At 60.8% G+C, this 22648-nt stretch carries 20 protein-coding genes; all 20 read left to right on the top strand.

Going from position 1 to position 22648, the window contains the following annotated elements; translation table 11 throughout:
• Positions 1 to 6: 6 nt before the first annotated feature.
• The 20 genes from coaBC to I6E52_RS01440 all read left to right on the top strand — a co-directional run bounded on the left by coaBC (position 7) and on the right by I6E52_RS01440 (position 22646).
• Positions 7 to 1206 carry a bifunctional phosphopantothenoylcysteine decarboxylase/phosphopantothenate--cysteine ligase CoaBC gene (coaBC, locus tag I6E52_RS01535; protein WP_197154402.1) on the top strand — a complete coding sequence of 400 codons (1200 nt, stop codon included), beginning with the start codon at positions 7 to 9 and terminating at the stop codon, positions 1204 to 1206.
• A gap of 31 nt (positions 1207 to 1237) precedes the next feature.
• Positions 1238 to 2434: a methionine adenosyltransferase gene (gene metK, locus I6E52_RS01530; RefSeq protein WP_197154400.1), complete on the top strand. Its 1197-nt coding sequence runs from the start codon at positions 1238 to 1240 to the stop codon at positions 2432 to 2434.
• A 2-nt stretch (positions 2435 to 2436) separates the two neighbouring features.
• Positions 2437 to 4413 (top strand): primosomal protein N', encoded by a 1977-nt coding sequence (locus I6E52_RS01525; RefSeq protein ID WP_197154398.1) that lies wholly within the window; start codon positions 2437 to 2439, stop codon positions 4411 to 4413.
• A gap of 54 nt (positions 4414 to 4467) precedes the next feature.
• On the top strand, positions 4468 to 5388 hold the full coding sequence (fmt, locus tag I6E52_RS01520; protein WP_197156865.1) for a methionyl-tRNA formyltransferase: 921 nt from the start codon (positions 4468 to 4470) through the stop codon (positions 5386 to 5388).
• Entirely contained in the window at positions 5385 to 6749 is a 1365-nt protein-coding gene (locus I6E52_RS01515) for an RsmB/NOP family class I SAM-dependent RNA methyltransferase (protein ID WP_197154396.1), read from the top strand. Before fmt ends, I6E52_RS01515 begins: the two co-directional genes overlap by 4 nt.
• A gap of 13 nt (positions 6750 to 6762) precedes the next feature.
• Positions 6763 to 7425 carry a ribulose-phosphate 3-epimerase gene (gene rpe / locus I6E52_RS01510; protein WP_197154394.1) on the top strand — a complete coding sequence of 221 codons (663 nt, stop codon included), beginning with the start codon at positions 6763 to 6765 and terminating at the stop codon, positions 7423 to 7425.
• Between the two features lie 98 nt (positions 7426 to 7523).
• A complete protein-coding gene (locus I6E52_RS01505) occupies positions 7524 to 7898 on the top strand; it encodes an FKBP-type peptidyl-prolyl cis-trans isomerase (RefSeq protein WP_197154392.1) in 375 nt (124 codons plus the stop codon).
• A gap of 60 nt (positions 7899 to 7958) precedes the next feature.
• A complete protein-coding gene (locus I6E52_RS01500; protein ID WP_197124619.1) occupies positions 7959 to 8222 on the top strand; it encodes a phosphoribosyl-ATP diphosphatase in 264 nt (87 codons plus the stop codon).
• Between the two features lie 43 nt (positions 8223 to 8265).
• The gene (gene hisG / locus I6E52_RS01495) at positions 8266 to 9105 is read left to right on the top strand and encodes an ATP phosphoribosyltransferase (RefSeq protein WP_197124621.1); all 840 of its coding nucleotides are present in this window, start codon (positions 8266 to 8268) and stop codon (positions 9103 to 9105) included.
• 1 nt (position 9106) lies between these two features.
• Complete coding sequence (gene hisF, locus I6E52_RS01490; RefSeq protein ID WP_197154390.1) at positions 9107 to 9859, top strand: imidazole glycerol phosphate synthase subunit HisF; 753 nt, start codon at positions 9107 to 9109, stop codon at positions 9857 to 9859.
• Positions 9856 to 10233, top strand: a complete 378-nt coding sequence (gene hisI, locus I6E52_RS01485) for a phosphoribosyl-AMP cyclohydrolase (RefSeq protein ID WP_197124624.1) — start codon at positions 9856 to 9858, stop codon at positions 10231 to 10233. The genes hisF and hisI overlap by 4 nt, the downstream gene beginning before the upstream one ends.
• Positions 10226 to 11752 carry an anthranilate synthase component I gene (locus I6E52_RS01480; RefSeq protein ID WP_197154388.1) on the top strand — a complete coding sequence of 509 codons (1527 nt, stop codon included), beginning with the start codon at positions 10226 to 10228 and terminating at the stop codon, positions 11750 to 11752. The genes hisI and I6E52_RS01480 overlap by 8 nt, the downstream gene beginning before the upstream one ends.
• Complete coding sequence (locus I6E52_RS01475) at positions 11749 to 12318, top strand: Trp biosynthesis-associated membrane protein (protein ID WP_197154386.1); 570 nt, start codon at positions 11749 to 11751, stop codon at positions 12316 to 12318. The genes I6E52_RS01480 and I6E52_RS01475 overlap by 4 nt, the downstream gene beginning before the upstream one ends.
• Positions 12319 to 12378: 60 nt before the next feature.
• Positions 12379 to 12609 (top strand): DUF6704 family protein, encoded by a 231-nt coding sequence (locus I6E52_RS01470; RefSeq protein ID WP_197124630.1) that lies wholly within the window; start codon positions 12379 to 12381, stop codon positions 12607 to 12609.
• Position 12610: 1 nt separating this feature from the next.
• Positions 12611 to 13381: an indole-3-glycerol phosphate synthase TrpC gene (trpC, locus tag I6E52_RS01465; RefSeq protein WP_197154384.1), complete on the top strand. Its 771-nt coding sequence runs from the start codon at positions 12611 to 12613 to the stop codon at positions 13379 to 13381.
• Complete coding sequence (gene trpB / locus I6E52_RS01460; protein WP_197154382.1) at positions 13381 to 14655, top strand: tryptophan synthase subunit beta; 1275 nt, start codon at positions 13381 to 13383, stop codon at positions 14653 to 14655. The genes trpC and trpB overlap by 1 nt, the downstream gene beginning before the upstream one ends.
• Positions 14652 to 15434, top strand: coding sequence for a tryptophan synthase subunit alpha (gene trpA / locus I6E52_RS01455; RefSeq protein ID WP_197154380.1), 783 nt, complete (start codon positions 14652 to 14654; stop codon positions 15432 to 15434). The genes trpB and trpA overlap by 4 nt, the downstream gene beginning before the upstream one ends.
• A gap of 33 nt (positions 15435 to 15467) precedes the next feature.
• On the top strand, positions 15468 to 16517 hold the full coding sequence (lgt, locus tag I6E52_RS01450; protein WP_197156863.1) for a prolipoprotein diacylglyceryl transferase: 1050 nt from the start codon (positions 15468 to 15470) through the stop codon (positions 16515 to 16517).
• A 104-nt stretch (positions 16518 to 16621) separates the two neighbouring features.
• A complete protein-coding gene (gene gltB, locus I6E52_RS01445; protein ID WP_197154379.1) occupies positions 16622 to 21196 on the top strand; it encodes a glutamate synthase large subunit in 4575 nt (1524 codons plus the stop codon).
• Complete coding sequence (locus I6E52_RS01440) at positions 21189 to 22646, top strand: glutamate synthase subunit beta (protein WP_197154378.1); 1458 nt, start codon at positions 21189 to 21191, stop codon at positions 22644 to 22646. The genes gltB and I6E52_RS01440 overlap by 8 nt, the downstream gene beginning before the upstream one ends.
• The last annotated feature ends 2 nt before the right edge of the window (positions 22647 to 22648 follow it).

The following is a 22648-nucleotide window of genomic DNA, read 5'->3' as shown; positions in this document are numbered from 1 at the left end:
CTTTCGGTGGCCGCGCTCAACATTGTCGTCGGGATCTCCGGCGGAATAGCTGCCTATAAGGCGGTTTCCGTTGTGCGTGAGCTGGTGCTCGCGGGCCACGACGTTCATGTCGTGGCCACGAGCAACGCCCTCAAATTCGTAGGGCTGCCCACTCTCGAAGCAATCAGCCGCAATCCCGTCCACACTGACCTCTACGAGGGCGTGGATGAGGTGCGGCACGTCTCTGTCGGCCAAGCCGCGGACGTCATCATCGTCGCTCCGGCTACCGCGAATACGATCGCTAAGATCGCTACCGGTCAAGCGAGTGACTTCCTCGGCAACACCATTCTTGCCACTCGAGCGCCCGTCGTTGTGGCGCCCGCGATGCACACCGAGATGTGGCAGAACCCGGCGACGGTCGCCAACATCGAGACGCTGCGTTCGCGCGGCATCCGCATCGTTGGTCCAGAATGCGGTCAGCTGACTGGTTCCGATAGCGGGCCCGGTCGGATGTCGGAGCCAAGCGACATCGTCGCCGCTGTTCTTGAGACGGTGGTCTCATCGCGCGACCTCGTCGGTCGTTCGGTGCTGGTTACGGCTGGTGGCACTCGGGAACCCCTCGATCCGGTGCGCTTCATTGGCAATCGCTCAAGTGGTAAGCAGGGCGTTGCTCTGGCTATGGCCGCCGCGGCGCGCGGCGCTGACGTCACCCTCATCGCCGCGAATCTTGAGGTTCCGCTTCCGGCCGGGGTTCGCTGCGTTCAGGTGTCTACGACTCTGGAATTGCAGTCAGCGGTGCAGGCTGAAGCGAAGTCGGCCGACGCCATCATTATGGCGGCGGCGGTTGCTGACTACCGTCCAGCGGAGACTGCGCAATCAAAAATCAAGAAGTGCAGCGATTCGAGCACTCTCGAGCTACGTCTTGAAGAGAACCCCGACATTTTGCGTGGTCTCGCGGCAGAGAGCCCTGAGAGCCAAATCGTCGTTGGCTTCGCTGCCGAGACTGAGCCGCACGACGCTGCGCTCCTTGAGCTGGGCCGCGCAAAGATCGCGCGTAAGGGCTGTGATTTCTTGGTCATCAACCGCGTCGGGTGGACTGAAGGTTTCGCCTCAGACCGTAACACCGTGATCGTCATCGATAAGGTCGGCGATAGAGTGGGTGAGGCAAGCGGAAGCAAGTTGTCGGTGGCTCACCGCATTCTGGATCTTGTGTTCGCAGCCCGCTGACATCCATATTCATCACTACCGGAGACGGCTTATGACTTCGCCCCTGCGCACCTTCACCTCGGAGTCTGTTACCGAGGGACACCCCGACAAGATCTGCGATCAGATCAGTGACAGCATTCTTGACGCTTTGCTCGAAGAAGACCCGAATGCTCGGGTCGCTGTTGAGACTCTCGTGACAACGGGGCTCGTGCATGTCGCTGGTGAAGTGACGACAACCGGCTATGCCGACATCCCTGCCATCGTGCGCGATCGCATTTCCTCCATCGGTTACAACTCTTCTGATGTTGGCTTTGATGGTCGTTCTTGTGGAGTCTCTGTCTCGATTGGTGCACAGTCGCCCGATATTGCCCAAGGCGTCGATCGCGCCATTGAGGCGCGAGAAGGTCACTCCACGGACTCGCTGGATGTCTTGGGTGCTGGCGATCAGGGTGTCATGTTCGGATACGCCACTAACGAGACTCCGCAGCTCATGCCTGCCCCTGTCTGGTTCGCTCACCGCATGGCCGAGCGTCTCGCGGCGGTGCGCAAGGAGGGCCTGGTCGACTATTTGCGTCCCGACGGCAAGACTCAGGTCACCGTGGGCTACGAGGGATCGGTGCCGCGCAGCATTGAGACTGTCGTGTTGTCGACGCAGCATTCGCCGTCTGTGTCAACCGCCCAGTTGCGTCGTGAGATCGAAGAACTCGTCGTGCGACCGATTGCAGAAAGCGCCGGCCTCGATCTGTCGAACCTGCAGTCGATTGTGAACCCAAGCGGCCGCTTCGAAATTGGTGGCCCTCAGGGTGATGCCGGGGTCACCGGTCGCAAGGTCATTGTTGATACTTACGGTGGGGCATCCCGTCACGGTGGGGGAGCATTCAGCGGCAAAGACCCCTCGAAGGTTGACCGTTCGGCGACCTATGCCATGCGCTGGGTCGCGAAGAATGCGGTTGCCGCAGGTCTTGCTGATCGTCTCGAAGTGCAAATCGCCTACGCGATTGGCCGGGCAGCACCCGTCAGCCTGTACGTCGAAACCTTTGGTACCGGTCATGTTTCTGACGAGGCCATTCTGGGCGCGATCCATGAGGTATTCGATCTGCGCCCGGGCGCGATCATCCGCGACCTCGATCTCTTGCGCCCCATTTACGCGAAGACTGCAACCTACGGTCACTTCGGTCGTGAGCTTCCTGAGTTCACGTGGGAGCGTCTTGACCGCGTTGAGGCTCTTCGCGGGGCCGCCGGGCTGTAGAGATGAGTCAAGCATCCATCGCTCGGGTGCTCATTGATTCGCCGCTGCCCCAACTCGACAGACTCTTTGACTACGCGGTTCCCGAGAAGTTTCGTGCCGAGGCGCGCGCTGGCGTTCGCGTCAAGGTTCCGCTGCGAACGCTCGGCCGGCTCGTGGAGGGCTGGATTGTTGAACTCACCGACACTGTCGCCTACGCAGGCAAGCTCAGCGAGCTCGAAGCGGTAATCTCTCCGTTCCCCGTGTTGTCTCCAGAGGTGTGGACCCTGGCGCGCACGGCGGCGGATCGAGCGGCCGGTAACGCAGCCGATGTGCTGCGGTTGGGCATCCCGAAACGTCACGCTCGGGCGGAGAAGTCACTTCCCGACCCCGCGACGGTCACGTACGACCCGCTCCCTGAAGCGCGTGCAGTGTCGTACTTCGACGCGGGTGCCATCGGCACTCTTATCGCCGAGCACAAGCGGGCCGCGCTGGCCGCACCGACCGGCGTAGCGGAGGTCGCTCCTGGCGTGTGGGTTGGCCGTTGGGCCGTCACGATGGCCGAACTCGCCTCGCAGGCTCTTGCTCGCGGCACGACCGCGATTCTGGCGACCCCGGACTTTCGTGATCAGGAACAACTTGAGGCAGCCGTCGCGGCTCTGCTGCCCGCTGAACGCGTGTTGAGATTGGATGCTCGCCAGAGCGTTCAGAAGCGCTACGGTAACTTTCTGCGCACCCACGAAGACACCCCGTTCGTTATCATCGGCAATCGTTCTGCAGTGTATGCACCCGCGTCTAACCTCGGTCTGATCGTAGTGTGGGACGACGGCGACCCGCTCTACAGCGAAAATCTCACGCCGTACATCCATACGCGGGATGCCGCGCTGCTCCGCCAAGAGCAACAACACTGCTCGCTGGTGTTCATGAGCCATTCGCGCAGCACCGAAGTGCAACGACTCGTTGAAGTCGGGTGGTTGGCGGCCATCAGCCCCGGCGGCATCCGCCCACCGAAAGTGATCCCCACCGCGAACCAGGAGAGCCAAGACCGCCTGGCAGCCCTTGCTCGTATTCCCTCATCAGCACGGAAGGCGGCGCGCGCCGGGCTCGACGAGGGTCCCGTGCTCGTGCAGGTGGCGCGCCCCGGCTACGCACCCCGCTTGGCGTGCGCCGAGTGCTCGCAGACTGCCCGCTGCACCACGTGCGCCGGTCCGCTTGCGCAACGGTCGGCATCCGCCACTCCCAGCTGCGTCTGGTGTGGCGCGCTTGCCGTCAAGTGGCGCTGTCGTGAATGTGATGGCACCCGACTGCGCATGGTTGGATCGGGCACCGGCCGTACCGCTGACGAACTAGGACGCGCCTTCCCTGGCTATCGCGTGATCGTCGCAGATGGCGAGCATCAGATCCTCACGGTGGCCAACGAGCCATCGCTCATCATTGCGACTCGAGGTGCCGAGCCGATCGCAGAGGGCGGCTACCGCGCCGTCATTCTGCTTGACGGCGCCGGAATGTTGGCGCGAGAGAGTTTGCGCGTTGCTGAGGACTGTCTTCGAGCGTGGTCAAACGCGATTGCTCTCGGCGCGGACGGCGCCCCCTCGGTCGTTGTTGGGGTCGGCGGCTCACTCGCGACAGCACTTGTCACGTGGCGCCAAGAAGACTTCGCTCAAGCTGAACTCGCCGATCGCCGTGAGTTGCGGTTTCCGCCGGCAGTGCGAGTCGCAACTCTCACGGGAAAAATTCCGCTCGTTTCGGATGCGATTAGCCAGCTGCCGGTCGCGTCTCTCGATGTGCTCGGCCCCGTCGATCTCTCCGATGGGCTGGTTCGCACCATCATTCGTTTCGATTACAAAGACGGAGCAGCCGTCGCTGAGCAACTCAAAGCACTCGTGGTGGCGGCCACGACGGTCTCCCGCAGCAGCCGCAAACCAGGGGCTCCACGCTCCAGCCAGCCGGCGCCCGGGCTTCGCGTTCATCTCGACGATCTGGAACCGTTTGTCGACCTGTAGCCCCAGCGTGCACCCGTTCGGGCTATTTCACGAGACAATTGGGGGATGACTTCGTTGCGACTTCTTTTTGCCGGTAGCCCCGAGGTTGCTGTTCCCAGTCTCGACGCGCTTCTCAACTCCGAGCACGAGGTGGCCGGTGTGCTCACCCGCACCGACTCACCGCAGGGTCGTCGACGCGTCATGACGCCGACGCCAGTGGCCGCGCGCGCTGAAGGAGCCGGGATCAGCGTGATTCGAGCAAATCGGCTCGACGCCGCTGCGGCATCCGCGATTTCGGATTTGAATGTCGATTTGGGCGTGATTGTGGCCTATGGCGGGCTTGTTCCGGCCTCAGTTCTCACCATTCCCCGGCTCGGCTGGATCAACCTGCACTTCTCCCTCTTACCGCAATGGCGCGGGGCTGCACCGGTGCAGCGCGCGATCATGGCGGGCGACACCGTCTCAGGCGCCGCCGTCTTTCAACTCGTCGAACAGCTTGATGCTGGCGACGTTTTCGCGACGATGACGGAACCGATTGGCGCCCAGCAAACGGCAGGTTCGCTCCTGCAGCAGTTGTCCTTCTCGGGCGCTGAGCTGCTTAGCCGCGTTGTCGATTCCATTGGCGCTGGCACCGCCACCGCGGTTCCACAGACCGGCGACGTAACCCTCGCGCCCAAGCTGACGCTCGAAGACGGGCGCATCGACTGGACAGAGCCCGCTCAGACAGTGCACAACCGCATTCGTGGCGTGACTCCCGAACCCGGTGCCTCGACGACAATCGACGGAGCACGGCTCAAGGTTCTCGAGGCCGCGATCGCTCGCGACGTCCCGACTCTCGCGCCGGGGCACTTCGATTTCGTCGGCAAGAAGGTTCTGGTCGGTACCAGAACCGAACCACTCGAACTTCTCCGGGTTCATCCCGAGGGACGCAAAGCAATGGATGCCGCAGCCTGGTGGCGCGGCCTTAACTCAGAATCAGAGGTGGTGGCTTCGTGAGCTACGCACAGTCAGCCCGTCGGGTCGCGCTCGACGTCATCATGGCGGTGCGCGAGTCGGATGCGTACGCGAACCTCCTTCTTCCCGTGCATCTGGAGCGCGCGAAACTGTCGAGCGCGGATGCCGGGCTTGCCACCGAACTGACCTACGGCACCCTGCGCATGCAGGGCTACTACGACGCGGTAATCGCTCAGGCGGCTGGCCGCGATGTCTCCAAGATTGACCCGCCCGTGCTCGACGTGTTGCGCCTCGCCACGCATCAGTTGCTGTCGATGCGCGTTCCCTCGCACGCGGCAGTGGATGAGTCGGTGCGCCTCGCAAAGACGATCGGCTCGCGTTCCGCGGTCGGGTTTGTCAACGCGGTGCTGCGCGCGATCACTAAGCACGACGCTGATACCTGGCGCGAGCGAGTGATTGGTGCTGCAGGCTCGGGGGAGCAAGCCCTTGCGGTGGCGTATTCGCATCCGTTGTGGGTGACCCGAGCCTTCCGACAGGTATTGGTCGCTGAGGGTCGCGAAGCTGAGCTCGAAGGATTGCTCGCAGCAGACAACGTTCCCGCCCGGGTATCGGTCGCGGCGCTGCCTGGTTTTTCGGAGATCGCCGATATCGATGTCACGCCGGCAGAATATTCGCCCGTGGGTGGAACTTTGCGCGAAGGAGACCCGTCGAAGAACTCGGCTATCGCCGCAGGGCGCGCTCGCGTACAAGACGAAGGCTCCCAGATTGCGGCACTCGCTCTCAGCCGCGTTCGGCCCATTGTGGCCGGGGAATCGTGGCTCGATATGTGTGCCGGCCCCGGTGGTAAAGCCGCTCTGTTGGCCGCCGAAGCTCTGGAGGGTGGTGCCGTGCTCACCGCCAACGAACTGATTCCGGCCCGCGCCAAGCTCGTTCGCAACGCCCTCGCGGTCTTCGACGCTCCGCCCGAGGTCTGGGAGAAAGACGGCATCGATATCGGCGAGGAGCATCCCGGGCAGTTCGATCGAATCCTTCTCGATGCGCCATGCACCGGCCTTGGCGCGCTTCGCCGCCGCCCTGAAGCTCGCTGGCGCAAACAACCCGGCGATGTCGCTCAGCTGGGCGCGATTCAGACGGCGTTGCTGGGATCAGCGCTGAAGGCCCTGAAACCGGGTGGAGTGTTGGCCTATGTCACCTGCTCGCCCCATGCAGCTGAGACCAAGGCGATTGTCGGTTCTGTGCTGCGCAAGGCCGAGGGCATCACCAAGATGGATACGCCATCCGTGGTTCAGAGTTTCTCGAAAGCAGAACTCGACCTGCCAGAGGCAACTCATGTCCAGCTCTGGCCGCATCGTCACGGCACAGATGCCATGTTCATCCAACTCCTTGTCAAAGCAGACTCCTAGATAGGCTCTCGGTATGTCAGTGCGCATTAGCCCCAGTATTCTCGCCGCCGATTTCGTCAACCTTGAGCGCGATATCGCGAAGATTTCGAATGCGGATTTCGTCCACGTCGACATCATGGACAACCATTTTGTGCCCAACCTCACGTTCGGTCTTCAGATGACGGAGCGTATTCAGCAGGTCTCATCAATCCCGCTCGATGTGCACTTGATGATCACCGATCCCGACCGCTGGGCCCCCGACTACGCTGACCTCGGCGCCTATGGCGTCACTTTCCACGCCGAAGCGGCGGCGGATGCGGTGGCTCTCGCCCGCACGCTGCGCGCGAAGGGTGCGCGAGCGGGCATCGCGGTCAAGCCGGGCACCGCTATCGATCCGTATCTCGAACTACTCGAGGAGTTCGACCAGGTTCTCGTGATGACGGTCGAACCGGGTTTTGGCGGCCAAAGCTTTATGGAAGAGACAATGCCGAAGCTGCGTCAGCTTCGCGAGCTAGTCGACAAGCGCGGTCTCGACGTGTGGCTCGAAGTGGATGGCGGTGTCGATGAGCGCACGATTGAGATTGCTTCCGCCGCTGGCGCTGACACTTTTGTCGCGGGCTCCTCGGTCTATCGCGGAGATGATCCTTCGTTGCGTGTCTCTGAGCTTCGTGAGCGCGCCAGCGCGCACCGCCACTAAATAGCCGCGCGCTCTCGTGCACATCGCCGAGAGCGAACATCGGCATACAGGGCATCCGCTAGCGCTGATTCTGTCTGCTCTTCTGGTTGACTGTTCGCATGACCGATTCAGGAAAAACTAAGCCAGAGGTCGAGTTCTACGCGGGCGACGCCCCCACCGAACTCGTTATTATTGACATTGAAGAGGGAACCGGCGCAGTAGCAACTGCTGGTTCTACCGTTGACGTGCACTACTTGGGCGTCGACTTTGAGACTCTCGAAGAGTTTGACTCTTCCTGGAGCCGGGGTGAGTCCATCAACTTCCCCCTCATGGCTCTCATTAGCGGGTGGCAAGAAGGAATCCCAGGCATGAAGGTGGGCGGCCGTCGCCAGCTCATCTGCCCGCCGCACCTCGCGTACGGGCCTGCTGGCGGAGGGCATCAGCTCTCCGGGCGCACGTTGACGTTCGTCATCGACCTGCTCGGCACGAACTAGTCACCACGCGTTAGTCGTCATGCGGCAAGGGACCGCCCTCCGGGGCGGTACCCTTGACGTGTGAAAGACTTTGATGCACTTTTTGCTGAACTCAGCCGCAAAGCGGTAGAACGCCCCGCCGACTCTGGTTCGGTTGCCCTCTGGGATGCTGGCGTGCATGCGATCGGCAAGAAGGTCGTAGAAGAAGCTGCCGAAGTGTGGATGGCAGCCGAGTACCAGTCTGATGAAGAAACCGCGGACGAAATCTCCCAACTGATTTATCACCTTCAGGTTCTGATGGTTGCCAAGGGGCTCAGCCCTGAGGACGTCTGGCGACATCTCTAACGCCTCGACGCCCCCTTTTCGCACCAATTGACTGAGAGCTGACATGTTAAGAGTTGCAGTGCCCAATAAGGGTTCACTGAGCGAGACCGCTTCCGAAATGCTCTACGAAGCGGGCTACGTTGGCCGTCGCGACCCGCGTGCACTCAATGTGCGCGATGAACGCAACGGCGTCGAATTTTTTTACCTTCGCCCACGCGATATCGCGACCTACGTGGGCTCTGGAGCCCTCGACGTAGGAATTACCGGCCGCGACCTCCTGTTGGATTCCGGATCCACCGCGACAGAGATCGCCAGCCTCAACTTTGGCGATTCCACCTTCCGCTTCGCGGGTGAGCCTGGTCGCTTCACCGAGCTTTCCGACCTCAACGGAGTTCGCGTTGCCACCAGCTATGCCGGCCTCGTCGGCGCCTTCCTCGAGCGTCACGGCGTGACAGCCGAGCTCGTCAGTCTTGATGGTGCTGTTGAGTCAGCGATCCGACTCGGAGTTGCGGATGCTGTGGCCGACGTTGTATCGACAGGTTCGACGCTGCGGGCACAGGGTCTCGAAATCTTCGGCCCCGTCATCCTCGATTCAACCGCTGTATTGATTAGTTCAGGCAACGAAGTCGACGGCAGCGCGACACTCCAGCGTCGCCTCCAGGGCGTGCTTGTCGCTCGCCAATACGTACTCATCGACTACGACGTTCCGGTTGCGCTCCTCGAGGCCGCAACAAAGGTAACGCCCGGTATCGAGAGTCCAACCGTTTCGCCGCTCCAAGACCCTGCATGGGTTGCGGTGCGCTCAATGGTGCGTCGCGTCGATACCAATCAGGTCATGGACGAGCTTCACGCGGTTGGGGCGCGCGCGATTCTGGTCAGCGCGATTCACGCAGCGAGGATCTAAAGTGGCGGTCGCAGTTCGGGTCATTCCCTGCCTCGATGTCGCCGACGGTCGCGTCGTCAAAGGCGTCAACTTCAAAGACTTGCGAGACGCGGGCGATCCAGTTTCTCTCGCTCGGCTGTACTACGAACAGGGCGCCGACGAAGTGACGTTTCTCGACGTGACAGCCACGGTCGAAGGTCGCGCGACGATGTACGAAGTCGTACGCTCCGCCGCCGAGCAAATCTTTATTCCCCTGACTGTCGGCGGGGGAGTGCGTGAGCCAGATGATGTCTCCAAACTCCTTGCCCACGGCGCAGACAAAGTCGGCGTCAATAGCGCTGCGCTTGCTCGCCCGCAGCTCATTGATGACATCGCTCACCGCTTTGGGGCACAGGTCCTCGTGCTGAGCCTCGACATCAAACGCCGCGGCGATGGCTGGATCGTCACTACTCACGGTGGTCGCACCGAGACAGACCGCGACGCGCTCGAGTGGGCTCGTGAAGCCATGGAGCGCGGAGCGGGCGAGTTGCTCGTCAATTCCATCGATGCGGATGGCACGAAAGAGGGCTTTGACCTCAAACTCGTGTCCGCGATCAGCGAGTTTGCGACCGTCCCGGTCATCGCCAGTGGCGGAGCGGGCAAAGTCGAACACTTCGCGCCGGCCATCGATGCCGGCGCTGATGCTGTGCTCGCAGCATCCGTTTTCCACAGTCGCCAGTTGACTGTAGGAGACGTTAAAGCTTCACTCAACAGTCATGGATTGGTTACACGATGAGCGATGAACTCACTCTGGAGACCGTCAGCGATGTGCTTGAACGCGCACAGTTCGCCGCCGATGGTTTGTTGCCGGCGATCATTCAGCAGTGGGACACCAAAGAGGTGCTCATGCTTGGTTACATGAACGCTGAGGCGCTGACCCGCACGCTCACCGAGGGTCGCGTGACGTTTTATAGCCGCAGCCGCCAAGAGCTGTGGCGCAAGGGCGACACGAGCGGACACCGCCAATACGTGCGCACCGCTGCCCTCGACTGCGACCGCGACGCACTGTTAGTCGGAGTCGAGCAGGTCGGTCCGGCCTGCCACACCGGCGCACACTCCTGCTTCGAAGTAGATCCGCTCCTGCCGCACCAAGGGTTCTCCGATGAATAGCACGACGAGTCGCGAAGAATTTGAGTCGCTGGTGGCCAGCGGTCATCGGGTTGTGCCCGTAATCCGTCAGCTCTTTGCCGATGGTGAAACTCCCGTCGGCGTCTATCGCAAGCTCGCCAAGGCAAACCCGGGAACGTTTTTGCTTGAGTCGGCGGGCCAGGGTGGCATCTGGTCGCGATTCTCGTTCGTGGGCGTCGCCAGCTTCGGTGTTCTCACCCAACACGATCACGGCGTCGAGTGGATTGATTATGGGATGCCGCGCGAGCGCATCCTCGGCGACGATTGCCCGACGGCTCCTCTCGAAGCGCTCGCGCATCTCAACGAGCGTTGGAAGACGCCCCGAGTTGAGGGCCACCCACCGCTCACCGGTGGTCTTGTCGGCTTCATCGGGTGGGAAGCCGTTCGCGAGCTGGAGAACCTTCCCGATGCGCCGCCCGCGGACTTCGAGGTTCCGAGCCAGGCGCTGAGCTTCGTTTCCGATCTCGTTGTGCTCGACCACCGTTTCGGCACGGTCATGCTCATCTCGACTGCGTTGAATGACGGGCACCAAGACCCGGAGGAGATGTGGGCGGAAACCCAATCTCGACTCGACGTGCTCCAGTCTGGTCTTGCTCAACCAACGGATGCCTTTCTCGCTGATGTAGACATCGAGATCGATCCGGAGCCGACTTCGCGCTCCACGCCGGCAGAGTATGCCACGGCGATCGAGAAGTCGAAGGAGTTCATCCGCGATGGGGATGTCTTCCAAGTCGTGATCTCGCAGCGCTTCGACCACGAGGTTTCGGCGACGCCGCTCGACGTCTACCGCGTCTTGCGCACCCTTAACCCGTCGCCCTATATGTACTTGCTGTCGCTCGTTGACATGGATGGTCGTCCGTATTCGATCGTCGGCGCGAGTCCTGAAGCACTCGTGAAGGTTTCCCAGAAGCGGGTGCACATGCATCCGATCGCGGGTTCACGACCGCGTGGTGCTGACACCGAGCGCGACCTTGAACTTGCCGAAGAGCTACTCGCCGACACAAAAGAACGTGCCGAACACCTGATGCTTGTCGACCTCGCGCGCAATGACCTCTTGAAGGTCTGCACGCCAGGAACCGTCGCCGTCACCGAGTTCATGCAGGTTGAGCGCTTTAGCCACATCATGCACCTCGTATCGTCCGTCGAAGGCGATCTAAGGCCTGAAGCCTCCGCGGTCGATGTATTCCGCGCTACATTTCCTGCTGGCACGCTCTCGGGCGCACCCAAGCCTCGCGCCCTCGAGATTATCGATGAACTCGAACCGGCTCAGCGCGGTGTGTACGGGGGAGTCGTTGGCTACTTCGACTTCGCCGGTGATGCTGATCTCGCGATCGCTATCCGCACCGTAACGATCGTGGATGGCGTTGCTCGCGTTCAAGCTGGCGCCGGCCTTGTTGCCGATTCAGATCCGGCCGCCGAGCACCAAGAGGCTCAGAACAAGGCTGCGGCACCCCTTCGCGCTGTCGCGGTCGCTAACGCGATGACTCGCCTCAGTTCATGATCTGGAAACGCTCACGTTCGATCGTGCTGAGCAGCCTGGTGCTGCTTGGCGCAGTGGTGATGCTCTCGTGGACGCAACGCTGGTTCACGATCACCCTCCAGGATGACGTGAGCGTTGAGGTTCTCGGCAGCGACGTTGCGGGAGCGCTGGCTGCGCTCGCGCTTTCAACGTTTGCTCTCGTCGCTGCCCTCGGTATCGCGTCGGTGTTCTTGCGCCGCGTTCTCGGCGTCATCGCCGCCATCGTCGGCGGGATTGTCGTCGCAGTCAGTCAGGCAACGTTGGCTGATCCGGCGCGAGCAGCATCCGAGTTGATTACCGAAGCGACCGGCATCAGCGGTATTGAGTCGATTCGGGCCCTTGTGGTTGGCGTCGACGGCAGTGTGTGGTCGGTTACGGCGCTCATCGCTGGAATCCTCATCATGGTTGTCGGCGTTGCGGCCGCTGTTTCGGCGAAGCACTGGCCCACAGCGACCAAGAAATATGATCGAACTACCGCTGTCGTTGCCGATGATCCGGCATCGCAGTGGGATGCTCAAAGTCGAGGAATAGACCCGACTAAGGGCTGATTGGCAACGCCGAGCGGGTTACTCCCGCTACAATTTAGGATCAGCAAAGAATGGAGCCTGATGAGTACTGATACTGACCCCGGCCACGGAAATTCCCCGGCGGCATGGACCGCCGTAGTGATCATGTTGGTCGCGTTCACGATCGGAACCTTCGCTTTCTGGTTCAACCTTGCGTGGCTCGTATTCGCATCGGCTGGGCTGGTCGTCGTTGGTCTCATCGTTGGCCAGGTGCTGAAGAAGCTTGGCTATGGCGTGGGTGGAGACAAGCTCACCCCCAAGCCTCACAGCTAGAGTGCTCTCCGATTTAGTTGACGGCGCGCTCGAAGATGCCGCCGTCCGCCGTGAGTCCGTCAGCCTTGCTGATGTAGAACGTGCTGCCGCTGACGCGCTTCCGGCGTTGGATGCGCTCGAGGTATTAGCTCCGCGCGAGCAGGTGCACATCATTGCGGAGATCAAACGGTCAAGCCCGTCTCGCGGAGCGTTGGCCGAAATTAGCGATCCCGCTTCTCTTGCGACGTCGTACCAAACCGGCGGAGCGAGCGCAATTAGCGTTCTAACGGAACAGCGTCGCTTTGGCGGCTCTCTTGAAGACCTCGTGACAGTGAAATCGATCGTGCGACTCCCGGTGCTTCGCAAGGACTTCATCGCGGAGCCCTATCAGGTGTTCGAGGCGCGTGCCGCTGGTGCAGACCTCGTCTTGCTGATCGTGGCCGCTCTAGAACAAGAGAAGCTTCGCACTCTCTATGACCTCATCGTCGAGCTGGGCATGACGCCGCTCGTCGAAACACACTCCGCAGACGAGGTCTCTCGTGCTCTCGATGTTGGCGCCAGCCTTGTCGGTGTCAACGCGCGCAACTTGAGCACCTTCGAACTCGATCAGAATCTCTTTGGTGAGCTTGCCGATCAGATTCCTAGCGGGGTCATCCGTATCGCAGAATCAGCAGTCAAGACGGCTGCTGATGTCGCGCACTACCGCAACGCGGGCGCCGATGTCGTTCTGGTTGGCGAGGCTCTCGTCACTGGCGATCCGATCGCCACGTTGCAAGACTTTTTGGACTGCTAATGCTGAAAGATGAACTAGGCCCCTACTTTGGTGAGTTCGGTGGTCGATTCGTTCCCGAGTCGCTCATTGCTGCTCTCGACGAACTAGACGCCGCCTATAACGAAGCCAAGAACGACCCGGAGTTTGCCGCAGAGCTTGCGGAATTGCACGCAAGCTACACCGGTCGCCCGTCGATTATCACCGAGATCCCTCGGTTTGCGGAGCACGCGGGCGGAGCCCGCATCATCCTGAAGCGTGAAGACCTCAACCACACGGGTTCGCACAAGATAAACAATGTGCTCGGTCAGGCGTTGCTTGCCCGTCGCTTGGGCAAGACCCGCCTCATTGCTGAGACCGGCGCCGGACAACACGGTGTGGCGACGGCCACCGCCGCTGCGCTCTTCGGCATGTCTTGCGTCGTTTACATGGGCGAGGTCGACACTGAGCGTCAAGCGCTCAATGTTGCCCGCATGCGCCTGCTCGGTGCCGAAGTTATTCCGGTCACCGCAGGGTCTCGCACGCTCAAAGACGCCATCAACGAGGGCTTACGCGATTGGGTCGCCAACGTCGATGACAGCCACTACCTCATGGGTACCGTTGCCGGTCCGCATCCGTTCCCGGTGATGGTTCGTGACTTCCACCGCGTTATTGGTGATGAAGCTCGCGAACAGGTCGTGAAACTGACGGGCGCGCTACCGGATGCCGTCGTGGCCTGTGTCGGCGGTGGCAGCAATGCCATGGGTATCTTCCATGCCTTCCTCGACGACGCCGACGTTGCGCTCTACGGCTACGAGGCCGCTGGAGAGGGCCACCTCACGGAACGTCACGCGGCTACGCTCACCCGCGGTCGTCCCGGTGTTCTCCACGGCGCGCGCAGCTACATGCTGCAAGACGCTGAGGGCCAAACAATCGAGTCGCACTCCATCTCAGCCGGTCTCGACTACCCAGGTGTAGGTCCCGAGCATTCGTGGCTGAAAGACATCGGTCGAGCCAACTATGAGCCGATTACCGATGCTGAAGCCATGGAGGCTCTGCGCCTTCTCAGTCGCACCGAGGGAATCATTCCTGCGATCGAGTCGGCTCACGCCCTCGCCGGCGCGATCAAGCTCGGCAAGGAACTCGGCCCGGATTCGGTCATCCTCGTGAACCTCAGCGGTCGCGGCGACAAAGACATGGAAACTGCGGCGGAATACTTCGATCTGATCGATTCGGCCGAGAAAGCTGCAGCGGCGGACAAGAAGGCGTCCGATAAAAAGGCGGCCGACGAGCAGAACGCTCCGGGGGAGAAGGCATGAGCGCGGTAGAGGAAGCAATCGCCCAGGCCAATCGTGACCGTGCGGGTGCCCTCATCGGCTACTTGCCTGTCGGTTTTCCCACCGTTGCTGAGAGCATCGAAGCGGCTGTGGCCCTCGCCGAGAATGGCGTAGACGTCATTGAGCTTGGCCTGCCGTACTCAGACCCCGTCATGGACGGCCCTGCTATTCAGAAGGCCACCCAGCTCGCGCTTTCCAACGGCTTCCGTTTGCAAGACGGGTTCGACGCGGTCGCTGAGATCACGTCTCGAGTGTCGACTCCGGTGGTTCTGATGAGCTATTGGAATCCGATCATGCAGTACGGCGTCGACCGTTTTGCTGACGAACTCAAGGCTGCTGGCGGAGCGGGCATCATTACGCCTGACCTCGTGAGTGATGAAGCCACTGAGTGGATTGCCGCCTCCGAGCGCACGGGTCTTGACCGCATTTTCTTGGCCGCTCCGTCATCCAGTGATGAACGGCTCGTGCGCGCTGTTGAGGCCAGCACCGGTTTTGTCTATGCCGTATCGACCATGGGTATCACTGGAGCTCGGTCCGATGTTGATATCGCCGCCAAAACGCTCGTGGCGCGCCTTCGTGAGGCAGGTTCCACGAGTGCGTGTGTCGGTCTTGGCATCTCTACTGCTGAGCAGGTTCGCGAAGTTCTCACCTACGCGGATGGCGCCATTGTGGGGTCCGTTTTCGTTAGTGCGTTGTCTTCCGGTGGGGTGGATGCTGTCGCTAAAACGGCCGCGTCGCTTTCGACCGGTACTCTTGCTTAGTCGCAGTTCAGAAAGGTCACCGTTTTGTCACTAGTGCCGTTGAGCATTCCCAGTCCGCCTGATTCATGGTCGACGCTCGTTACCCTCCCGTTCGGCCAGTGGTTTAGCAACCTGGGCCTTAATTTCGGCAGCACGGTCGTGATTCACACCTACGCGATCTGCATTCTGATCGGCATTGTCGCGGCAACGTGGCTGACCTCGCGTCGATTGACTCGTCACGGTGCAGAGCCCGGGATCGTGATTGACATCATCATCTGGGCTGTCCCGCTTGGCCTGGTCGGCGCTCGTTTGTACCACGTGTTCACCCATCCTGGCGATTACTTCTACGAGGGCGCGGACCCGTGGGAGATCATTCGCATCTGGAACGGTGGCAACGCCATCTTCGGATCGCTGATCGGTGGCGCTGTCGGTGCCTACATCGGTGCTCGCCTGACAGGCATCCGTTTCTGGAGCTTTGCGGATGCACTTGCTCCCGCAATTCTGCTCGCTCAGGCCATTGGCCGCCTCGGCAACTACTTCAACCACGAACTCTTCGGTCAGCCTACGGCGTTGCCGTGGGGCCTTGAGATCGAGGCAGGCAACTCTGCGATTCCCGCGGGATTGCCGGTCGATACGCTATTCCATCCGACATTCCTCTACGAAATGATCTGGAACGTTGTCGGTATTGTCTTCTTGCTCACGATGGAGCGCCAGTATGGCTTCGTCAAAAAGCACGTTCTCGGCCTCACCGTGCCCGTCTTCACCGCAGTGGGCCCCGTTCGCTTGCAGTGGGGAAAGGTGTGGGCGCTCTACATGATTTGGTATGGCATCGGCCGCTCATGGTTCGAGTCCATCCGGATTGACCCCAGTGAGGTCTACTTCGGTTTGCGCGTGAACGTCTGGGGAGCCATCCTCACAGTCGCTCTCGGCATCGTGCTTTACATCGTTCAGTCACGTCGTCATGTCGGCCGCGAAAAGAGCGCCTACGTTGACGGTCACATCTGGAGTGCCGATGGTGTTGTAAACTCCGATGAAAGATATTCCGAGCATGACATTGTCGTCAGCGCTGCGGAGGAGTCCGCTCCTGTCGTAGATTCGAAATAGTCCGCCACAAGCGGCCACACCCCCTCAGGCCTGAATCAGGTACTGATTTTCTTTGGGCCATAGAAGTCCCTCTCCGCACCAGTAATACGTGAGGACGGTACGGCATGGCTGTTACCCCACCCTTTGAACGCTTTGGCTCCATTCCCGCAGCACAGGGAATGTATGACCCAGCTAATGAGAAAGATGCCTGTGGCCTTGCCATGGTGGCGACGCTTCGCGGCACGCCAGGGCATGACATTATTGCGACCGCTCTCGAGGCGCTTCGCAACCTTGAACACCGCGGGGCCGTAGGGTCCGACGCGGGCACCGGTGACGGTGCCGGCATCATGACGCAGATCCCGGACGCTTTCTTCCGTGACGTGGTTGATTTCGAGCTGCCTTCTGTAGGCCGCTATGCCGTCGGCATTGCGTTTTTGCCGCTCGACAGCGTGGCTCGTGATGATGTCAAGCGTGGCATCGAAGAGCTGGCAGAAGAGGAAGACCTCACCGTGTTGGGATGGCGCACCGTGCCGACCCAGCCTGGCGAGCTTGGCTCGCTCGCACGCGGCGCTATGCCGGCATTCGAGCAGTTGTTCCTGCAGTCAAAGCGGGTCGACCTCAAGGGCACGCTTCGCGGCATCCACCTTGATCGCCAGACCTACCGCTTGCGCAAGCGCGCTGAGCGGGATCTGCACGTCTACTTCCCGTCTCTGTCGTGCCGCACCATTACCTACAAGGGAATGGTCACGACGCTGCAGCTCGAGCCGTTCTACCCCGACCTGTCAGATGAACGCTTTGCCTCGAAGCTCGCTCTCGTGCACTCGCGGTACTCCACCAACACGTTCCCGTCATGGCCGCTCGCGCAGCCGTTCCGCATGGTCGCCCATAACGGTGAGATCAACACGGTGCAAGGAAACCGCAACTGGATGCGCGCACGCCAGTCGCAGCTTGAATCTGCCGTTTTCGGCGATATCAAGGACATTCTGCCGGTCAACACGCCTGGCGCTAGCGACTCGGCGTCGTTCGATGAAGTTGTTGAGCTTCTCAACCTCGCTGGCCGTCCGCTGCCGCACGCCATGATGATGATGGTTCCGGAAGCGTATGAGAACCAGACCGACACCGATCCTCGTCGCCGTGCATTCTACGAATACCACTCGATGCTTATGGAGCCGTGGGATGGCCCCGCTGCCCTGGTCTTCACCGACGGTTCGCTCGTAGGCGCGACTCTCGACCGCAATGGACTCCGCCCCGGTCGCTACCTCGTCACCGACGACGGCCTTGTCGTGTTGGCGAGTGAGATTGGCGTCTTCGACATCGAGCCGACGAAGGTCGTGCGCAAGGGTCGGCTTCGTCCGGGCAAGATGTTTCTTGTCGACACGGCTGCCGGTCGTCTTATTGAAGACGATGAGATCAAGGCCGAGCTTGCTGCATCGCGTCCCTGGGCTGAGTGGCTTGAGAGCGGTCGCATCGCTCTCGAAGAACTTCCCGAACGCGAACACATCGTGCACACGCCGGCGTCAGTTACGCGCCGCCAACGTACCTTCGGCTACACCGAGGAAGAAGTTCGCATTCTCATCGAGCCAATGTCGCGACTCGGTGCCGAACCGCTAGGTGCGATGGGCTCCGATACTCCTATTGCGGTGCTGTCTCAACGACCTCGCTTGTTGTTTGACTACTTCACGCAGCAGTTCGCTCAGGTGACGAATCCGCCTCTCGATTCGATCCGAGAGGCCGTCGTTACGTCGATGCGCCTCGGGGTTGGCCCGCAGCGCAACTTGCTCAGCGCAACTCAAGACCACGCGAGGCAAGTAGCGCTAGCGTTCCCGGTGATTGACAACGATGAGCTAGCGAAAATCCAACACATCGAGCCTCATCCGGGCAGCCGCTTGGCTACCACGATCAAGGGTCTCTATCGTGTGGACGCTGGTCCGTCCGCGATGCAAAAGCGTCTTGATGAGATGTGCGCCGAAGCTGACGCCGCTATCGCCGACGGCGCAGAGTTCATCGTGCTCTCCGACCGCGATTCCAACAAGGACTTGGCGCCGATTCCCTCGTTGCTCATGCTGGCAACGGTTCACCACCACCTCATCCGCCAAGAAGAGCGCATGAAGGTCGGCATGATCGTCGAAGCTGGCGACGTGCGTGAAGTTCACCATGTTGCGCTGCTAGTGGGTTATGGCGCTTCCGCCATCAACCCCTACCTCGCTATGGAGTCAGCTGAAGAGCTCGTGCGTAATGGCACGATCACCGGCATCACTCCCGACAAGGCTGTTCGCAACCTGATCACCGCTCTCGGTAAGGGCGTTCTGAAGATCATGTCCAAGATGGGCATCTCTGTGGTCAGCTCCTACGCTGGCGCTCAGGCTTTCGAAGCTGTTGGTTTGTCTCAGGCGTTCGTCGACCAGTACTTCACCGGAACCACGAGCATCTTGGGGGGAGTCGGTCTCGACGCGATCGCTCGCGAGAACGCTGCCCGCCACGTAGCGGCGTACCCCGAAGACCGCGCGCCCACGGTTCACGAACGACTCAACACGGGTGGCGAGTACCAGTGGCGTCGAGAGGGCCCGCCCCATCTCTTCAACCCAGAGACAGTTTTCAAGCTTCAACACTCGACTCGCACGCGCCGCTATGACATCTTCCGCGAGTACACCTCGAAGGTCGATGAGCAGGCCGAAGCGTTGATGACCCTCCGCGGGCTCTTCAAATTCAACATGACGGACCGCACGCCGGTTCCGATTGACGAGGTTGAACCGATCTCGAGCATCGTCAAGCGCTTCAGCACCGGTGCGATGAGCTACGGATCGATTAGCAAGGAAGCGCACGAAACGCTTGCTATTGCTATGAACCAGCTCGGCGCGCGCTCGAACACTGGTGAGGGCGGTGAGGATGTCGATCGACTTCTTGATCCCACTCGCCGCAGTGCAATCAAGCAGGTGGCATCCGGTCGCTTTGGCGTCACGAGCATGTACTTGACGCACGCTGACGACATCCAGATCAAGATGGCTCAGGGAGCGAAGCCTGGTGAGGGCGGCCAGCTTCCTGCGGGCAAGGTTTACCCCTGGATTGCGCGCACTCGACATGGCACTCCTGGCGTCGGCCTCATTTCGCCGCCTCCGCATCACGACATCTATTCGATCGAAGACCTTAAGCAATTGATCTTCGATCTCAAGCGCTCGAACCCTTCGGCGCGTGTGCACGTCAAGCTCGTAAGCCAAAAGGGCATTGGTGCTGTTGCTGCCGGTGTTACCAAGGCAAAGGCTGATGTCGTGCTGGTGTCTGGCCACGACGGCGGAACGGGTGCTAGCCCGCTCAACTCGCTTAAGCACGCCGGAACGCCGTGGGAAATCGGTCTCGCTGAAACGCAGCAGACGCTCATGCTCAATGGCATGCGCGATCGCGTTGTGGTGCAGGTAGACGGTCAGATGAAGACCGGTCGTGACGTCATCATTGGTGCGCTTCTTGGAGCCGAAGAATACGGTTTCGCCACCGCACCTCTGGTCGTTTCCGGGTGCATCCTCATGCGTGTGTGTCATCTCGACACGTGCCCGGTCGGTGTTGCCACGCAAAACCCCGAGCTTCGCGAGCGTTTCACCGGCAAGCCAGAGTTCGTCGTCAACTTCTTCGAGTTTTTGGCTCAAGAAGTTCGCGAATACCTCGCTGAGCTCGGTTTCCGCACTCTTGAGGAAGCCATTGGTCACAGCGAAATTCTCGACGTCAACCGCGCTATTTCACACTGGAAGACTGACGGTCTCGACCTGTCGCCTGTGTTCGATGGTCCGGAGTTCAGCGACACTGAGCCTCGCACGCACGGCGTCGAACAAGACCACGAGCTTGCTGAGCACTTTGACCAGCAGTTGATTGCCCTGAGCGAGGCTGCTCTTGAACGCAAAGAGCCGGTGTCGATCGATCTCCGCGTTCGCAACACTGACCGAGCGGTCGGCACGATGCTCGGTCACAATGTCACGTTGCGCCACGGTGAGCACGGCTTGCCTGCCGACACGATTTCGATCACTCTGCACGGTTCCGCTGGTCAGTCGTTGGCCGCCTTCGTACCAGCCGGTATTTCGATCAAGCTCTATGGCGACAGCAATGACTACGTCGGAAAGGGGTTGTCTGGCGGTTCTGTCGTCGTACGCCCCGACCTCACGAGCACGTTTGCTGCGGAGACCAACGTGATCGCCGGAAACGTTATCGGTTATGGCGCTACGAGCGGCAGCATCTTCATTCGCGGCAAGGTCGGCGAACGATTCATGGTGCGCAACTCTGGAGCCACGGCCGTCGCGGAGGGCGTTGGTGACCATGCTCTGGAGTACATGACCGGTGGCCTCGTGCTCATTTTGGGTGCAACAGGCCGCAACCTCGGCGCTGGAATGTCGGGCGGAACCGCCTACATCCACCAGCTGCGTGAGGAGCGCGTCAACAGTGATTCGCTGAGCTCTGGTGAACTCCAGCTGAGCGGACTTGGTGGCGCCGATATTGAGATCGTCAAGGATCTCCTCGAATGTCATCTCGAAGAGACCGGGTCAGTTGTTGCCGAAGGCATGCTGGCCGATATGGATGCCACGGCAGCCCAGTTCACGAAGGTCACCCCTCGTGATTACGCGGCTGTCATCCAGACTCGAGAGACTGCATTAGCCGAGGGACTCGACCCCGACGGGGACGTTACCTGGGCTCGAATTAGGGAGGTAACCGGTGGCTGATCCCAAGGGATTCCTCAAGGTTCAAGAGCGTGAATTGCCGAAAAGGCGCCCCGTCAGCCTGCGGCTGATGGATTACAAAGAGGTCTACGAGCAACAGGAGTCGGGCCAATTGGCTCGTCAGGCCGGTCGTTGCATGGACTGTGGTGTGCCGTTCTGTCATCAGGGTTGCCCACTCGGCAACCTGATTCCAGAGTGGAACGACCTAATGCGTCGAGGGGAGAGCGCTGAAGCAATTGAGCGCCTTCACGCGACCAACAACTTCCCGGAATTCACGGGCCGTTTGTGTCCAGCACCGTGTGAGAGCTCGTGTGTGTTGGGAATCAACCAGCCTGCTGTAACGATCAAGCAGATCGAGGTATCGATCATCGACCAGGCGTTTGCTGATGGCAATGTCACGCCGCATCCTCCTGGACGATTGACCGGCAAGACTGTAGCGGTTGTTGGCTCAGGACCTGCTGGACTTGCCGCTGCCCAGCAACTGACGCGTGCAGGTCACACCGTCGCCGTCTTTGAACGTGAAGACCGCATCGGCGGACTGCTGCGCTATGGCATCCCCGACTTCAAGATGGAAAAGCGCCATATCGAGTTGCGGTTGGCTCAGATGCAAGCAGAAGGAACTCGTTTCCGCGCCGGCGTCAACATCGGCGTCGACATTTCGTGGAGCGATCTTCGTACGCGCTACGACGCTGTTGTAGTCGCTACTGGTTCCACCGTTCCGCGCGACCTTCCCATTCCTGGCCGTGATGCGCTTGGCGTTCATTTCGCCATGGAATATCTCGTTCAGTCGAACCGTGCCGTTGCCGGTGACACCGTGAGTGAACAGGTCACCGCAGAAGGCAAGCACGTCGTCGTGCTCGGTGGTGGAGACACCGGTGCTGACTGCATCGGCACCGCGCACCGTCAGGGCGCACTGTCTGTCACAAACCTTGCGATCGGCGTGCAGCCTCCCTCGGAGCGGCCGGAACACCAGCCGTGGCCGTTGACTCCGACACTGTTCGAGGTGTCGAGTGCCCACGAAGAGGGCGGCGAGCGCGAATACCTAGCATCGACAGTGGAGTTCTTGACGAACTCGGTCGGCGAAGTTCGCGCGATTCGTGTCGCTGAGACGGAGTTTCTCGACGGTCGTCGTGTTCCCAAGGCTGGAACCGAGCGGGAGATTCCTGCCGACCTAGTTCTTCTTGCACTGGGCTTCACCGGCCCGGAAACAGAGACGCTTTCTCGGCAACTTCCTCTTGAGGCGGATGCGCGAGGCAACTTGACTCGCGATGAAAGCTACGAGACCGCAACCCCCGGCGTGTACGTTGTCGGAGACGCCGGCCGCGGGCAGTCGCTTATCGTCTGGGCGATCGCTGAAGGCAGGGCTGCGGCATCCGCTGTAGATCGCTACCTTGAAGGGGAGACGCTGTTGCCGTTCCCGGTCCGTCCGGATGATCGCGGTATGACCCTCTAGAA

It is taken from the genome of Salinibacterium sp. NG253, from assembly GCF_015864945.1.
GTDB lineage: Bacteria > Actinomycetota > Actinomycetes > Actinomycetales > Microbacteriaceae > Rhodoglobus.
This window is presented reverse-complemented; position numbering and strand designations above follow the sequence as displayed.

Bases quoted from the DNA above. Each gene is read 5' to 3' on its own strand.
- metK (WP_197154400.1), top strand. From the start codon at position 1,238: ATGACTTCGCCCCTGCGCACCTTCACCTCGGAGTCTGTTACCGAGGGA.
- I6E52_RS01525 (WP_197154398.1), top strand. From the start codon at position 2,437: ATGAGTCAAGCATCCATCGCTCGGGTGCTCATTGATTCGCCGCTGCCC.
- rpe (WP_197154394.1), top strand. From the start codon at position 6,763: ATGTCAGTGCGCATTAGCCCCAGTATTCTCGCCGCCGATTTCGTCAAC.
- I6E52_RS01505 (WP_197154392.1), top strand. From the start codon at position 7,524: ATGACCGATTCAGGAAAAACTAAGCCAGAGGTCGAGTTCTACGCGGGC.
- hisG (WP_197124621.1), top strand. From the start codon at position 8,266: ATGTTAAGAGTTGCAGTGCCCAATAAGGGTTCACTGAGCGAGACCGCT.
- hisI (WP_197124624.1), top strand. From the start codon at position 9,856: ATGAGCGATGAACTCACTCTGGAGACCGTCAGCGATGTGCTTGAACGC.
- I6E52_RS01480 (WP_197154388.1), top strand. From the start codon at position 10,226: ATGAATAGCACGACGAGTCGCGAAGAATTTGAGTCGCTGGTGGCCAGC.
- I6E52_RS01475 (WP_197154386.1), top strand. From the start codon at position 11,749: ATGATCTGGAAACGCTCACGTTCGATCGTGCTGAGCAGCCTGGTGCTG.
- I6E52_RS01470 (WP_197124630.1), top strand. From the start codon at position 12,379: ATGAGTACTGATACTGACCCCGGCCACGGAAATTCCCCGGCGGCATGG.
- trpB (WP_197154382.1), top strand. From the start codon at position 13,381: ATGCTGAAAGATGAACTAGGCCCCTACTTTGGTGAGTTCGGTGGTCGA.
- trpA (WP_197154380.1), top strand. From the start codon at position 14,652: ATGAGCGCGGTAGAGGAAGCAATCGCCCAGGCCAATCGTGACCGTGCG.
- gltB (WP_197154379.1), top strand. From the start codon at position 16,622: ATGGCTGTTACCCCACCCTTTGAACGCTTTGGCTCCATTCCCGCAGCA.